Below are 14,950 nucleotides of genomic sequence, written 5' to 3' on the forward strand. Positions count from 1 at the left end.
CTGGAACGGGTCGAGTCCGAGCAGCCGGACGCAGGCCGTCACCGGCCCGGAGACGGTCTCGTAGGCCACGGCCGTCGCCGCCTCCAGCGGGCCGAGGCCCGCGGCTGCGGCGACCACCCCGAAGGCGACGGGCTGGTGCGCGCCGCGCGGCAGGGTGCGTGCCAGCCGGTCCAGCGCCGGATCGGGCCATGCCGCGCGTGCGGCGCGCAGGAGTTGGCGGCCCAGGCGGCGGGAGGCCGCCCGCAGCGCGGGGGAGGGGGTGCGGGCCTCGGCGGCCTCGTCGAGCGCCGCCGGGTCGGTCCCGGCCGTGGCGGCGGCAGCCGCGAGCGCGGCGGACGTCAGGCCGACGGTGTGGAGGCGTCCGGCGCAGAACTCCCGCAGGCTCGCGGTGTCGCCGACCCGCCCGGCCCGTACCGCCGCCTCGACGCCGCCGGAGTGGGCGTGGCCGCCCGCCGGAAAGCGCCCGTCGGCGAGGACGAGCAGCGCGGCGGGGAGCCTGAGGGGGAGCGCGAGGTCGGTCACCGGTCCCCCTCAGAACAGGAAGTACCGCTGAGCCATCGGCAGTTCCTCCGCCGGGTGCGGCTCGACCGCCTCGCCGTCGATCCGCACGGTGAAGGTGTCCGGCTCGACGCTGACGTGCGGGAGCGCGGTGTTCTCGTGCAGGTGCTCCTTGCGCACGCCGCGCGTGTTCCGGATCGGGGCGAAGGTCTTGGCGACGCCGAGCTCCTCGCCGAGCCGGTCCGCCAGGCCGTCCTCCAGCGCCCACGGCGTCACGAAGTTCAGCGAGTTCGCCGCCGGGGCCCGGCCGCTCGCGCCGAACATGGGGCGCGGCAGCACCGGCTGCGGGGTCGGGATGGAGGCGTTCGCGTCGCCCATCTGCGCCCAGGCGATCTGCCCGCCCTTGACGACCAGGTCCGGCTTGACCCCGAAGAACGCCGGGGTCCACAGCACCAGGTCCGCCAGCTTGCCCGGCTCCACTGAGCCGATCTCCGCGTCCAGGCCCTGCGCGACGGCCGGGTTGATCGTGTACTTGGCCACGTAGCGCCGCGCCCGCAGGTTGTCCGCGCGCCCGTCGCCGGGCAGCGCGCCGCGGCGGCGCTTCATCACGTGGGCGGTCTGCCAGGTGCGCAGCACCACCTCGCCGATCCGGCCCATCGCCTGGGAGTCCGAGCTGATGATGGAGATCGCTCCGAGGTCGTGCAGCACGTCCTCCGCCGCGATCGTCGACGGACGGATCCGGGACTCCGCGAACGCCAGGTCCTCCGGGACGTCGGCGCTGAGGTGGTGGCAGACCATCAGCATGTCCAGGTGCTCTGCCGCGGTGTTGCGGGTGTGCGGACGGGTCGGGTTGGTGGAGCTGGGCAGGATGTTGGGCTCGGACACCACCGTGATGATGTCGGGCGCGTGCCCGCCGCCCGCGCCCTCGGCGTGGTAGGCGTGCAGGCCGCGCCCGGCGATCGCCGCCAGGGTGTCCTGCACGAAGCCGGCCTCGTTGAGGGTGTCCGTGTGCAGGGCGAGCTGGGCCCCGCTCTCGTCGCAGACGCGCAGGCAGGCGTCGATGGCGGCGGGAGTGGCGCCCCAGTCCTCGTGGATCTTGAAGCCGACGGCCCCGCCGCGCAGTTGGGCGCGGAGCGCGTCCGCCGAGACGGTGTTGCCCTTGCCCAGCAGGCCCAGGTTGACGGGGTACTGCTCGGCCGCCGCGAACATCCGGGCCAGGTGCCAGGACCCGGGGGTGATCGTCGTCGCCTTCGACCCCTCCGCCGGGCCGGTGCCGCCGCCGAGCAGCGTGGTCACCCCGCTCGCCAGCGCCTCCTCGAACAACTGCGGGCAGATGAAGTGCACATGGGCGTCGACGGCGCCTGCGGTCAGGATCCGGCCGTTGCCCGCGATCACCTCGGTCTCCGGGCCGATCACCAGGGCCGGGTGCACCCCGTCCATCGTCTCGGGGTTCCCGGCCTTGCCCAGCGCGGTGATCCGGCCGTCGCGGATGCCGACGTCCGCCTTGACGACGCCCCAGTGGTCCAGCACCACCGCGCCCGTGACGACGGTGTCCGGCGCGCCCTCGGCGCGGGTGGCGCGGCCCTGGCCCATCGACTCCCGGATCACCTTGCCGCCGCCGAAGACCGCCTCGTCGCCGCCCCCGCACAGGTCCTGCTCGACCTCGATCAGCAGGTCCGTGTCGGCCAGCCGGATCCGGTCCCCGGCCGTCGGGCCGTAGAGGTCGGCGTAGCGGCGGCGGGTCACGGTCAGGGCCGCCGCGGCCCTCGGGCGCTGCTCGTTCACGCCTCCACCCGCCCTGCCGTCTCGCCGCGCAGCCCCCAGACCTCGCGCCGGCCGCCCAGCGGCACCAGCTCCACCGTCATCGCGATGCCCGGTTCGAACCGCACGGCCGTGCCGGCCGGCACGTTCAGCCGCCGCCCGCGCGCGGCGGCGCGATCGAAGCGGAGCCCGGGGTTGGCCTCCGCGAAGTGGTAGTGGGAGCCGACCTGCACCGGCCGGTCGCCGGTGTTGACGACGGTCAGCGCGGTCACCTCCCGGCCCGCGTTGAGCTCCACCACGCCGTCACCGAGCAGCAGTTCGCCTGGGATCACGTCTCGTCCGCCGCTCACTGGATGGGGTCGTGCAGGGTCACCAGCTTCGTCCCGTCCGGGAACGTCGCCTCCACCTGCACGTCGCGGATCATCTCGGGCACGCCGTCCATCACGTCCTCGCGGCCGAGGACCGACCGCCCCGACACCATCAGGTCGGTGACGGTCCGCCCGTCCCGCGCGCCCTCGAGCACGTGGACGGTGAGGACGGCGAGCGCCTCGGGGTGGTTGAGCCGCAGCCCGCGCGCCCGGCGGGCCAGGGCGACGTCGGCCGCGACATGGATCATCAGCCGTTCCTGCTCGTGCGGGGTCAGTCTCATCGGCGTCGAACTCCTCGGGTGGGAGGAAGGACGCGAGCACACCCTCGTGCCGCGGGTGCGGTCACCGTATCCGACGGACAGGCCGCCTCCTGCGCGCGTCACACGGAAGTAACCTGACCGACCCACACCGGGTTACGGCCCCGACGGCCGTCCGGGCCACAGAGATTCCACAAAGAGCGCTCCTACCGTCGGCCGTGACGGCGCGCGGGCGGTCGGCCCGGGTGGGTCGGGGAGGTGCACGGTGAAGGCGGACGCGACGGGTGCGGCGGCCACGGCTCCGTCGACGCGCGCACAGGTGGCGCACCTGCTGCGGCGGGCCGGGTTCGGCGGGCGGGCCGACGAGATCGACGCCGCCGAGCAGGCCGGCTACGAGGCGACCGTCGCCGCCCTGCTGGCCGGGCCGGTCGGCAGCGCCGACCCGGGCGTCGCGGCGACCCCGCCGCCGGCGTTCGCCGACATTCCCGCCCCGGGCCGCGACCCGGCCGCCCGCAAGCAGGCCAACCGACAACGCGCGCAGCAGTACCTCCAGTTGGCGAGCTGGTGGCTGGACCGCATGGTCCGGGCGAGTGGGCCGCTGGTGGAGAAGCGGACCTGGTTCTGGCACGGCCACTGGGCCACCTCGGTCGTCAAGGTGCGCAGCGCCGCGCTGATGCTCCGGCAGAACCAGACCCTGCGCAGCCTCGGCGGCGGCGACTTCGGCGCGCTCGCGCAGGCCATGGTCCGCGACCCCGCCCTCGCCGTCTGGCTGGACGAGGCCGGCAGCACCAGGCAGGCCCCGAACGAGAACCTGGCCCGCGAGCTCATGGAGCTGTTCACGCTCGGCGTCGGCCACTACACCGAGGACGACGTCCGCGCCGCCGCCCGGGCGCTCACCGGCTGGCGGCTCGACCGGACCAGCGGTCAGCTCGTGTTCGTGCCCGCCGCGCACGACGACACACCCAAGACCGTCCTCGGCCGCACCGCCAACTACGACTCCGTCGCCCTCGTCGACCTGCTCGTCGACCAACCCGCCTCGCACGCCTGGGTGGTGACGCGGATGTGGAACCGCTACGCCGCGCCCGGCCCGGTCCCCGCCGACGTGATGAGCCGCCTCCAGACCGCCTACGGCTCCGGCCGCGACCTCACCGCGCTGCTGCGCGCCCTCCTGCTCGACCCGGTCTTCCGCGGCCCGGCCGTCGTCGGCGCGCTGGCCAAGCAGCCCGTCGAGTACGTCGTCGGCGCGCTGCGCGCGCTCGGCGTCACACCGGACGACGCCGACCGCACGATGCTGCTCGCGGCGCTGCGCCGCCTCGGGCAGGTGCCGTTCGAGCCGCCCAATGTCGGCGGCTGGCCGTCCGGGGACGCCTGGCTGACGGCGGCGGCCGTGCAGGCCCGGCTCGACTTCGCGCGCTGGGCGGTCACCAAGGCCGACCTGGGCGTGGTGAGCTCGGCCCCGGTCGGCTCCCGCGTCGACGCGACGGCGCGGCTGCTGGGGCTCGACGCCTGGAGCGCGCGGTCGCGCGCCGCGCTCCAGGAGGTGGCCGGCCAGCCGCGCACGCTCGTCGCGCTGGCGCTCGCCGCGCCCGAGTACGCCGTCAACTGACCCGCGCGCTCGACTGATTCGCGTGCGGAAGCCGCGCATGCCGCATTCGACGCGGCAGACCGAGAGGACAGAGAGGACGTTGCGGGAATGGACCTGTGGACCCGGCGTAAGTTCCTGATCGCCTCCGGGGTGGTCGGCGCGGGCGCGCTGGCGGCCGGAGGCGCGGTCATCGGTTGGCAGGACCTGGCCCACGGCGCGGCCACCCGCCCGCTGGCGGGCGGTACACCCGTCCTGGTGCTGGTCACCCTCTACGGAGGCAACGACGGTCTCAACACCGTGATCCCGGCCGGAGACTCCGCCTACCAGGACGCCCGGCCCGACCTCGCCTACACCCCCGGCCAGGTCCTCGACGTCGGCGAAGGCCTCGGCCTCAACCCCGCCCTCAAGGGGCTGCACTCGCTTTGGGGCGCGAAGGAGTTGGCGATCGTGCGCGGCGTCGGCTACCCGCAGCCCAGCCACAGCCACTTCCAGTCGATGGACATCTGGCAGACCGCCTCGCCCTCCGCCCCCGCCACCACGGGCTGGCTCGGCCGCTGGCTCGACGCGCACGGCCGGGACCCGCTGGCCGCGGTCTCGCTCGGCGGCACCCTGCCGCCGCTGCTGGCCGGGGCGACGACGTCCGGCTCCGCGCTTCCGCTCGGCGCCTTCCACCTGCCGAAGGGACGGACCCTCGCCTCCTTCACCGCGCTCGGAGCGGCGGCCTCCGACGACCCGGCCACCCTCGCCGCGGCGGCCACCGCCGACCGCGACCTGCTGACCGTCGCGCACACCTTCGGCCCGGTGCTCGACGGACTCCCGACTTCCAACTCCACTGCCACCTCGACGCCCACCTCCACGTCCGCGTCCACGGGCGGGGCCGCCTCGGGCTCCGGCGGGGAGGGCTCGCTCGCACAGCAGCTGGACGTGGTCGCGGCCTGCGTCGCCGCGAAGGCGCCGACCCGCGTCTACGCCGTGAGCCTCGGCGGCTTCGACACGCACGCGGGCGAGAAGGCCACCCAGGAGCAGCTCCTCGGCGAGTTCGACCAGGCCGTCAGCGGCTTCCTCGGCAAGGTGGCCCACAGCGCCAACCCGGTCGTGCTGGCCGCGTACTCCGAGTTCGGCCGCCGCGTCCAGGCCAACGCCAACCAGGGCACCGACCACGGCACGGCCGCCCCGCTCTTCGTCGCGGGAGCGCCGGTCAGGGGCGGCTTCTACGGGGCCCAGCCGAGCCTGACGGACCTCGACGCCGGGGACCTGAAGTTCACCACCGACTTCCGCTCCGTCTACGCGACCCTGCTCGACCGGGTTCTCGCCGCGGACCCGAAGCAGGTCCTCGGCCAGGACTTCCCCCGGCTCGGTTTCGTCTGACGCCCGCGCATGTCCGCCCGCGTCTGTCCGCCCGCGTCTGTCCGTCCGCGCATGTCCGCGTGCGCGGACGGGCCGCGCCCGGCAGAGTGGCGGTCAGCGGTCAGGGGCGACAAGGGCGACAGAGCCAGGAGGAGCCGGCATGGACGAGGTCATCGCGGTCACCGGAGCGACCGGACGGGTCGGCGGCCGGATCGCCGGGCGGCTCGCAGGCGAGGGCGTCACCGTGCGGGCGCTCGGGCGGGACGCGGCGAAGCTGGCGCACTCGCCCGCCCAGGAGACCGCGCAGGCGTCCTACGACGACGCGGACGCCATGCGCCGCGCGCTCACCGGGGCCACGACGTTGTTCCTGTGCTCCGCGCACGAGGGGCCGGGCCGGGTGGAGATCCACCGGACCGCCGTGGACGCCGCCCTCGCGGCGGGCGTGCGGCGGATCGTCTACCTGTCCTACCTGGGCGCCGCGCCCGAGGCCACGTTCACCTACGCGCGCGACCACTGGCACACCGAGCAGCACATCCGCGCCGCCGGGGTGCCGTTCACCTTCCTGCGGGACAGCAGCTACCAGTCCGACCTGGTCGCCATGACCGGCGACGACGGCGTCCTGCGCGGCCCGGCGGGCGACGGGCGCGTCGCCGCCGTCACCCACGACGACGTCGCCGACGCCGCGACCGCCGTCCTGCTGGACCGCGAGCGCGACGGCCGGCACGACGCCGCGACCTACGACCTGACCGGTCCGGAGGCGCTGGGCTTCGCCGAGATCGCCGCCGCCATCGGCCGCGCCGCCGGACGGGCCGTCAGCTACCATCCGGAGACCCGCGCGGAGGCGTACGCCTCCCGTGCCGTCTACGGCGCGCCGGACTGGGAGGTCGCGGGCTGGGTCAGCTCGTACGAGGCCGTGGCCACGGGGGAGATGGACGTCGTCTCCGACGCCGTCCTCGCCCTGACCGGCCGCGCCGCGCAGTCCTTCGCGGAGTTCCTGGCCGCCCATCCGGAGAGCTACCGGCGCCTGCGGGCCTGAGCGTTCCTCGCGCCCGGCGCTGTCCAAGGGCTTTCGGCTGGCACAGGGCTGTCGGTCGTCACAGAGCTGGCGGCTGTCACAGGGCTGTTGCAAGGCCGTGGCCCGCATGAGGAATCGGGAGCCCGGCCGGTGGCTAGAGTTCCGAGCGGCGGGTGGGAATCGCTCACCACGCACCAAACACTGCCAAACGGCACACCGCCAGCTCCCAGGGGGACCCCTCATGCGCTCCACTGCCCGCCGCGCGACTCTCGCGACCGCCGCCGTCACCTCCGTGCTGCTGCTCGGCGCCTGCGGTCCGGCCACCGGCTCCGCCACGGCGAGCTCGGGAACCGTCACCGCCTCCAGTGCCGCCTCCGCGTCAGCGACGGCGAGCACCCCCGCGGCTGTCGCCGGGACGACGGCGGCGAGCCCGACCTCCACCCCCACGTCGCCGACCCGGACCGCGTCGGCCACGGCCGCCGCCGCGCCTGCGTCCGTGCCCGTGCTGGGGACCGTCTGGGCGTCGGGTGTGCAGGGGTACGGCGTCGCCCGGCCCGCCGGGCTGGACAACCACGGCGACCCCACCGGCATCGTGAGCAGCCTGAAGTGGTCGACGTGGGGCGGTGCGAGCGCCGACGGCACCGGCACGGCGGAGTACGTCGCCCCGGGGCAGTCGGTCGCCCAGGGGACCGCCGAGCAGGCCGTGGTCGTCGCCTTCGACCTGGGCACGTGCCACGGCAGGGCGGCCTACCGGGCGATCGAGTGGTACTTCCCCGGCAAGGGCCAGCACTTCGACCCCGCCCACTACTTCGACGCGTGCACGGGCCAGGACCACGGGATGTAGACCACGGCATGCAGGCACGGGACCGGCCGGGGACCGCACGCGGGTGACATGGCTTCAGAGACGTTTCGCGGCCCTCGGGTGCGGTGACGTTGTCAGCGGAATCTCGCCCGCCCGCGCAGACGTCCGGCTCTCCCGGGAGCCGGAGGCAGGAGTCCCATGCCGTTCGCCCGTGGGCGGTCCGCCGCGATCGCCGCGCTGACCGCCCTGTGCATCGCCCTGACGACAGCCGCCGCTCCCGCGCGGGCCGAGCGGCCGGGGCAGGACCAACGCCTTCAGCGGCTGTTGGAGGCGCTGGTGCGCCAGGCGGGCGGTCCTCCGGGAGCCGTCGCGGTCTTCCGGATCGACGGGCGGACGGTCGTGGTGCGGGCCGGGGACGGCGACGTGCGCACCGGGCGGCCGCCCGGGATCGACGACCACATGAGGATCGCGAGCGCCGCGAAGGCGTTCAGCGGCGCGGTGGCCCTCGCGCTGGTCAGCTGCGGTCGGCTGAGCCTCGACGACACCATCGCCGAGCGCCTGCCGCAGCTCCCGGCACGCTGGGGCAAGGTGACCCTGCGTCAGCTGCTCCAGCACACCAGCGGCCTGCCCGACTACAGCCGTGCCCCGGCCTTCGGCGCCATCCTGATGAAGGATCCGCACCACCGGTTCGACTCCCGGCGTCTGCTGGACTTCGTGCGGAACAAGCCGCTGGAGTTCACCCCCGGGACCCGGTACGCCTACTCGAACTCGGACAACATCGCGGTCGCCCTGATGGCCGAGGCGGTGACGCACCAGCGGTACGAGACGCTGCTCGACCAGCTCGTCTACGACCCGCTGCGGCTCGACCGGACGAGCCTGCCGTCCGGCTTCACCCTGCCGCTGCCGTACCTGCACGGCTACGCCCACACGCCGACGGGCCTGGAGGACGTCAGCACCCTGTTCGGCGCGTCGGGCAGCTGGGCCTCCGGCGGCGTGGTGTCGACGCCGAGGGACCTGAACACCTTCATCCGCGCCTACGCGGGCGGCTCGCTGGTCGCGCCGTGGGTCCGGCGGCAGCAGCTGACGTTCGTGGACGGCAGCTCCGAGCCGCCCGGGCCCGGCCGCAACCAGGCCGGGCTGGCGATCTTCCGCTACACCACGCGCTGCGGCGTGGTCTACGGCCACACCGGCAACACCCCCGGCTACACCCAGTTCGCGGCCGGGACCCACGACGGCCGCCGGGCGCTCACGTTCTCGGTGAACGCGCAGATCACGCCCACCAGCGCCCCGGACGTCTTCACCAGGATGCGCGCCGTCCAGGAGGACTTCGTGTGCGCGCTGCTGCACGGTGAAGCGTGAGCCGGGGGCGCTGACGGGCGTGATCGGGCGGCTCAGCCCTGGCGGGCCTTCATGCGCGGGTCGCGCCGGTTGATCACGTAGACACGGCCGCGGCGGCGGACGATCTGCGAGCCGGGCTGCTGCTTGAGCGAACGCAGTGAGTTGCGCACCTTCACGGGGCATCCCCTTTCTTTGCGGCGAGGTCAGGTAAGGACCTCTGCCCTCGTGTGCTCCTTAACGCGGCCGGTCGTCCGGACATTCCCGCGGTCCTCGCCCCCCGTCTCAGCCGAGGCGGACGGCGACCGCGCAGGTGGGCGAGGCCGCGGGCTGCCGGTGCAGGAGGGTCAGCGCCCCGCTCCCCGGGTCGACGGCGTGGACGGCGAGGTTGTCGCCGCGTTCGTTGGAGACGTAGAGGTGGTCGCCCGCGAGTTCCATGTGGCGCGGCCAGGAGCCGCCGGACGGGTACTCCGCCTCGAATCGCGGCAGGCCGCCGGGCACGGTGCGGAACAGTGCGACCGTGTCCGCGCCGCGGTTGGAGAGGTAGAGCCGCGCGCCGTCCTCGCTCACGGTCAGGTGGGCGGGGTAGTTGCCGGACTCCGTCCCGGCCGCGCTCGCGGCCACGGAGCCGAGCACCTCGAACGCGCCGGGCCCGGTCTCGCTCAGCGCGTACAGGCGGGAGTCCAGCTCGCCGACCACATAGGCCGTCCCGTCCGTGCCGCGGACCAGCTGGCGCGGGCCCGCCCCGGCGGGCAGCGCCGTGACCGTCGGGTCCGCGCCGTCGGCGGTGCCGGGGTCGTCGGCGTGGAAACCGAGCAGCTGGTCGGTGCCGAGGTCCACGACGTGCCACAGCCCGGCCGGACCGGGGACGGCCATGTGCGCGTGCGGGGCGTCCTGGCGGTCGGCCCGCGGTCCGACGGCGCTCGGGTCGCCCTGCCACAGTCGCGCCACTCCGTCCGGGAGCCCGGTCTCGTCGAGGTCGAGCAGCAGCGTCGTGCCGGAGCCGTAGTTCGCGACCCCCAGCCGACGCCCGGCCCCGCCGACGGCCAGGTGGCACGGCGAGCCGCCGCGGCTCGACACCCTGGCCAGCTCGCGCAGCGACCCGTCCGCCCCGATCGCCACGGCGCTGACAGTCCCCTCCTCGCCGGCCTCGTTCGCCGTGTAGAGGACGGGGAGCGACGGGTGTTGGATCACGTAGGAGGGGGAAGGCAGGGCCAGCGCGTCCAGCGGCGTCAGCGAGCCGTCGTCGGGATCCCGCCGGTAGGAGGTGAGGCCGCTGCCGTGCCCGTTCATCTCCGGGGTGTAGCAGCCGGTCACGAGCAGGTGGGGTCCGTTCACGCTGTCGCTCTCCTCGGGTCGTGGGATGTGTGGATGGTGTGACCAGAGTGACGGACGCGCCTGGCGTGTCGCTACTATGCGCACGGGCGTGCGAGGAGTGTGCATGGCAACCGGGGGACCGAGCGCGCCTGACGGTCTGTCATGGGCTCCCGGGTGACTCTTGAGGAGACGGGCTCACGGTGAGCTACCCGCCCTACAGCAACGGACCGCGCGGTACGGGGCCGCAGTCGAACAACCCGTACCAGAACGGCCCCTTCCCGCAGCAGCCGCCCAACCCGTACGGCTCCCGGCCGCCCGTCGCGCCGCCGCCCCCGTCGTACGGCGGGCAGCCGCCCTACGGTGCGGGTCGGCCCCCGTACGGCGGACAGCCGCCCTACGGCGGCGGGCAGCCCGCGCAGGGCGGCGGCCTGCCCCCGTACGGCGGCGGCAGGCCGCCCTACGGCGGCGGACCGGGCCTGCCCGGCGGCGGTCCCGCTGGGGGCCCTGGCGGTGGTCCCGGTGGCGGTCCCGGCGGGCCGAAGCGTTCCAAGAAGGGACTGCTGATCGCGCTCGGCGTCGCGTTCGTCGTCGTGGTCGGCGGCTGTACCGCCCTGATCGGCGCCACCGCCCACCACAGCTCCGCCAGCGGCACCACCGGGACGACGGGGGCGACCGGCACCGACGGTGGCAGCACCTCCGCCGACGGCGGCACCAGTTGGAGCCCGCCGGGCTGGGCCGCGAAGAAGAACGACATCGGCCCCGCCGACCCCCGGACCGTCGTCCAGGGCACCGTCTGGATCGCCAAGCAGCACCCGCAGGACCTCGCGAGCTACGCCGCCCAGGTCGGCACCCCCGGCACGCCCGACTACCACAAGTACCTGACACCGGCGGAGTTCGACTCCACCTTCGTCAACGTGCAGGACGCCGGATCCGCCGTCACCCAGTGGCTCCAGCAGGCCGGCATGCGGATCGTCTCCCAGGACGACCAGTCGATCGTGGTGTCGACGACCCTGGCCGAGGTCGAGTCCACGCTGAAGGTGCGGATCGACCGGTTCAAGCACGACGGCCGGGTCGACATCTCGCCCACCAGCCGCCCGCAGTACCCGTCCAACGTCGGCGAGTACGTCTCCAGCGTCACCGGTCTGACCACCACCTCGCCGGTCTCCAGCTACGCGGTCCGCGTCACCCCGACCGTCCCCTGGAAGACGGGCCGGACGGTCTCGGCGGGGGCCGGGAAGTTCACCCCCGGCGCCGGATCGGGCGTCAACACCCAGTGGTGCAGCCGCTACTGGGGCGAGAAGCACTACAGCGACGCGCCGGCCGCGCCCTGGGGCGGCGCGCTGCCGATGCGGCTGTGCGGCTACACCCCCGGCCAGCTGCGGCACGCCTACGGCGTCTCGGCGAGCGGCCTGACCGGCAAGGGCGTCACCATCGCGATCGTCGACGCCTACGCCTCACCCACCATCGTGCGCGACCTCGCCCGCTACAACACGGAGATGGGCCTGCCCCAGTTCACGCCGGGCCAGTTCACCCAGGTGACGCCCGCGGGCGGCTTCGACCCGGCCACCGACCCGCAGGCGGTGGAGAACTGGGCGGGCGAGGAGACGATGGACATCGAGGCCGCGCACGCCATGGCCCCCGGCGCCAGGATCGTCTACTACGGCGCGCGCACCAACAACAACCCGGACTTCGACAACGTCATGGAGTCCATCGTCAGCAAGCGCTCCGCCGACATCGTCAGCTGCTCCTGGGGCGGCCCCGAGGCCGACAACCCCGAGGAGGAGTACCAGGCCGACACCCAGATCTTCGAGCAGGGCGCAGCCGAGGGCATCAGCTTCAACTTCGCCAGCATGGACAACGGCGACTACACCCAGCAGGCGACCGAAGCCTCCGGCAAGTCCGACATGTCGCCGACCCCGGCGGTCGCCTTCCCGGCCTCCGACCCCTTCGCGACCGGCGTCGGCGGCACCAGCCTCGGCATCGACGCGGCCGGCCGCTACGCCTGGGAGACGGGCTGGGGCAACTGGTACCACCAGCTGTCCGGCGGCAGTTGGGGCGACGCCTCGGCCTTCGTCGGCGGCGCGGGCGGCGGCAACAGCAGGGTCTTCCCGGAGCCTCCGTACCAGAAGGGCGTCGTGCCCGACTCGCTGACCACGGCCGCCACCGGCGCCGCCGACCGCGAGGTGCCGGACGTCAGCCTGGACGGCGACTGGTGGACCGGCCTCCTCGTGGGTGAGACCGAGGGCACGGTCGGCGTCGTGCCGGACGGCTCCGGCGGCGCGCGCTTCACCATGAGCGGCGGCCCGTACGTCGTCTACCAGTCCGGTGGCACCAGCCTGGCCACGCCGCTGTTCTCCGGCGTGGAGGCCCTCGCCGAACAGGCCGCGGGCGGTGTGCCGGTCGGCTTCGCCAACCCGGTCCTCTACAAGCTCGCCGGGACCCCCGCGCTGCACGACATCGCCGGGCAGCCCGCCGCGCTGGGCCACGAGCCGGGTGCGGAGACCTGGGACCAGAACCACGACCCGATGATGATCGGCATGGACTCCGACAGCTCGCTGAAGACCGCGCAGGGCTACGACGACGTCACGGGCGTCGGCAGCATCGCCCCGGGCTTTCTGACCTGGTTCAAGGACCATCCGAACGGCCGGTAGCGGCGACCGGCACCGACCGGGGCCACGATCCTCACCGGTCAGCCGGGCCCGGCGGCCTCACGGTCGCCGGGCCGTCCGGTGGTCAGCGCCTCGGCGCCTCGGCGGGATGGTGGTCGGGCCACGCGACCGCGTAGGCCGGGTCTCCTCCGGTGCCGGCGCGGGCGAAGCGGAGCAGCTCTCGAATGATGCCCGCGTTGCCCATCGCCCACCCGGTCCGCGGTTCGAGCGCGCTGGGAGTGTTCCGGTGCTCGAGGTTCGACCAGCGGACGCCGTCCGCGTCGACGGTCGCCCGGGAGGCGAGGTCCGAGACGAGGACGTTCGCGAAGTCCAGTCCGTCGCCTTGCTCGACAAGCCGGTCGCAGGCCAGAGCCAGCACCCCCGCCGTCCCGCAGCAGCGGCCGTTGTTGTCCCAGAAGCCGGGCCGCAGCCGGCGTGGCAGGCCGGAACGGGTGACGGTGTACCAGCACTGGTCCGCCAGCCTCGACCAGGCGGAGTCGCCGAGGACGTCGCGCAGCAGTCGGAAGACCTGGGCGTCGCCGGCCGGGCCGTGGCACCAGCCGTAGCTGTAGCGCTCGATGCGGTCGGGCCGCAGCGCGGGATCGGAGTGGGGGACGAGGAAGCCCGTCGGACCGGCGTCGTTGCGTGCCGTGACGCCCAGGGCGCCGGCCACGGCGAGCTCGATCAGGTCCGCCCTTCCGGCGGCCCGGCCCACCGCGGCCAGGGCGTGCACGACGCCCAGCGTGCCGTGCGACACGTGGTGCAGCCGTGCCGACCGGCCGGCGCGCGTCTCCCACTGCACGCCGCCCGGGGTCGGTTCCGTCGTGCGCAGGTACGGCGTCACCGCCTGGAGCGCGAGTTCGACGTCGCCGGCGGCCAACGCGCCGAGCGCGATACCGGCGTTGCCGGAGAGCAGCTCGAACTGCTCGCTCCAACGCGTCCCGTCGAAGCGTGAGCGCACCCGGTCCCAGGCGCGTTCCGCGGCAGCGCCTGATGCCACGTCACCCAGCTCGCCGTGGACGGCGCCCAACGCGACGGCCATCCCGGCCAGACCGAGATACAGGGAACTGGAATCCCACCCCTCGACGGCGGCCGCGACGCTCCGGGCCCCGCGCACCGCCGCGTCGCCGTACCGGTCGTCGCGGAAATGCCGCCGGGCCTCCAGCAGCGCCAGGACGACACCTGAAGTCCCGCTGTAGAGCGTGGGATCGAGTTCGTCATCGGTCGGGGTGCCCGTCCAGGCCAGGGCACGGTCCGCCACACTGCGCGCGGATCCGAGGAGCCAGTCGAGAGCCCCCGCCGCCAGCGTCTCCGCATCACCTGGTCGCGTCGTCGACATGAGGGCGAGTCTGCCATGGCGACCGCCGTCACCGGGGGCCGTGCAGCTCCTGCTCCCACAGGGCCTCGCAGAGGAGGTCCAGGCCGTGGCGGAGGTGGCGGCGGTAGGTGCCGTAGGGCAGGCCCAGGCGGCGGGCGGCGGCCTCCTGGGTGGGGGCGCCGGAGAAGTAGCTCGCCGTCAGGGCCTCGCGGGCGCGCACGCCGCGCGGGTCGCTCGCGAGGTCGTCCACGGCGCGGCGCAGCAGGGCGCGCAACTCCTCGGCGGGGTCCGCGAGATCGGCGGCCAGGCGGGAGCGCGTCAGGGCGCAGGCCGCGAACGCGTGGGCGTCGCGCCAGTGGGCCAGGGCCTCGCGGACGGCCTGGTCGAACGCGGCGCGGGAGAGCCCGGACGGTCCGGACGGCGCGGGGACGGCGGTGGCCGTGATGAAGTGGCGCAGCCAGGTCTCGACGGGGGTGCGCCGCCAGTCGACGGCGAACACGCCGTAGCTGTGCTCGCCGACCTGCGGGCGCGCGGCGGTGTCGGTGAGGCTGCCCTTGACGCGCTCGGCCCACGCGTCGGCGTCGCGCCAGACGGCGAAGCCGTAGGCGCGCCCCCGGGCGCGGGCGGACTCCGCCTGCGCGCGGGAACTGCTCAGGTCGATCACGCGCGAGGGCACCTGGTAGCGCTCGGGGTAGACCG

The 14,950-nt window shown here is 74.5% G+C and carries 13 protein-coding genes; 6 read left to right on the top strand and 7 right to left on the bottom strand.

From position 1 onward, the window contains the following. The 4 genes from TR50_RS16125 to TR50_RS16140 all read right to left on the bottom strand — a co-directional run. Positions 1-522: urease accessory protein UreF (locus TR50_RS16125; protein ID WP_236654439.1), on the bottom strand; the 522-nt coding region annotated here is incomplete at its 3' end. 9 nt (positions 523-531) lie between these two features. Further along, positions 532-2,250 (bottom strand): urease subunit alpha, encoded by a 1,719-nt coding sequence (locus tag TR50_RS16130; RefSeq protein WP_042421372.1) that lies wholly within the window; start codon positions 2,248-2,250, stop codon positions 532-534. 29 nt (positions 2,251-2,279) lie between these two features. Then, positions 2,280-2,591 (bottom strand): urease subunit beta, encoded by a 312-nt coding sequence (locus TR50_RS16135; RefSeq protein WP_042421209.1) that lies wholly within the window; start codon positions 2,589-2,591, stop codon positions 2,280-2,282. Between the two features lie 14 nt (positions 2,592-2,605). Next, complete coding sequence (locus TR50_RS16140) at positions 2,606-2,908, bottom strand: urease subunit gamma (protein WP_042421212.1); 303 nt, start codon at positions 2,906-2,908, stop codon at positions 2,606-2,608. A 241-nt stretch (positions 2,909-3,149) separates the two neighbouring features. On the opposite strand from TR50_RS16140, the gene TR50_RS16145 reads away from it, so the two are divergent. From TR50_RS16145 to TR50_RS16170, 5 genes are all read left to right on the top strand, one after another. Beyond that, entirely contained in the window at positions 3,150-4,490 is a 1,341-nt protein-coding gene (locus TR50_RS16145; protein ID WP_052441034.1) for a DUF1800 domain-containing protein, read from the top strand. Positions 4,491-4,577: 87 nt separating this feature from the next. Then, positions 4,578-5,837: a DUF1501 domain-containing protein gene (locus TR50_RS16150; RefSeq protein WP_042421214.1), complete on the top strand. Its 1,260-nt coding sequence runs from the start codon at positions 4,578-4,580 to the stop codon at positions 5,835-5,837. A 139-nt stretch (positions 5,838-5,976) separates the two neighbouring features. After that, positions 5,977-6,852, top strand: a complete 876-nt coding sequence (locus tag TR50_RS16155) for an NmrA family NAD(P)-binding protein (RefSeq protein WP_042421216.1) — start codon at positions 5,977-5,979, stop codon at positions 6,850-6,852. Between the two features lie 220 nt (positions 6,853-7,072). Continuing rightward, positions 7,073-7,675: a hypothetical protein gene (locus tag TR50_RS42575; protein ID WP_052441035.1), complete on the top strand. Its 603-nt coding sequence runs from the start codon at positions 7,073-7,075 to the stop codon at positions 7,673-7,675. Between the two features lie 156 nt (positions 7,676-7,831). Beyond that, complete coding sequence (locus TR50_RS16170; protein WP_042421219.1) at positions 7,832-8,992, top strand: serine hydrolase domain-containing protein; 1,161 nt, start codon at positions 7,832-7,834, stop codon at positions 8,990-8,992. Between the two features lie 32 nt (positions 8,993-9,024). Here TR50_RS16170 and ykgO read toward each other — a convergent pair whose 3' ends face one another. Then, positions 9,025-9,147 (bottom strand): type B 50S ribosomal protein L36, encoded by a 123-nt coding sequence (gene ykgO, locus TR50_RS16175; RefSeq protein ID WP_042421222.1) that lies wholly within the window; start codon positions 9,145-9,147, stop codon positions 9,025-9,027. A gap of 106 nt (positions 9,148-9,253) precedes the next feature. Beyond that, positions 9,254-10,306, bottom strand: coding sequence for a lactonase family protein (locus TR50_RS16180; RefSeq protein WP_052441036.1), 1,053 nt, complete (start codon positions 10,304-10,306; stop codon positions 9,254-9,256). 179 nt (positions 10,307-10,485) lie between these two features. Here TR50_RS16180 and TR50_RS16190 point away from each other — a divergent pair, with 179 nt between their 5' ends. Next, positions 10,486-12,936 (top strand): S53 family peptidase, encoded by a 2,451-nt coding sequence (locus TR50_RS16190; protein WP_052441037.1) that lies wholly within the window; start codon positions 10,486-10,488, stop codon positions 12,934-12,936. Between the two features lie 82 nt (positions 12,937-13,018). On the opposite strand, the gene TR50_RS16195 is transcribed toward TR50_RS16190, so the two are convergent. Next, positions 13,019-14,272 (bottom strand): lanthionine synthetase LanC family protein, encoded by a 1,254-nt coding sequence (locus TR50_RS16195; protein ID WP_042421228.1) that lies wholly within the window; start codon positions 14,270-14,272, stop codon positions 13,019-13,021. Positions 14,273-14,950: the final 678 nt, after the last annotated feature.

It is taken from the genome of Streptacidiphilus anmyonensis (genome assembly GCF_000787855.1).
GTDB lineage: Bacteria > Actinomycetota > Actinomycetes > Streptomycetales > Streptomycetaceae > Streptacidiphilus > Streptacidiphilus anmyonensis.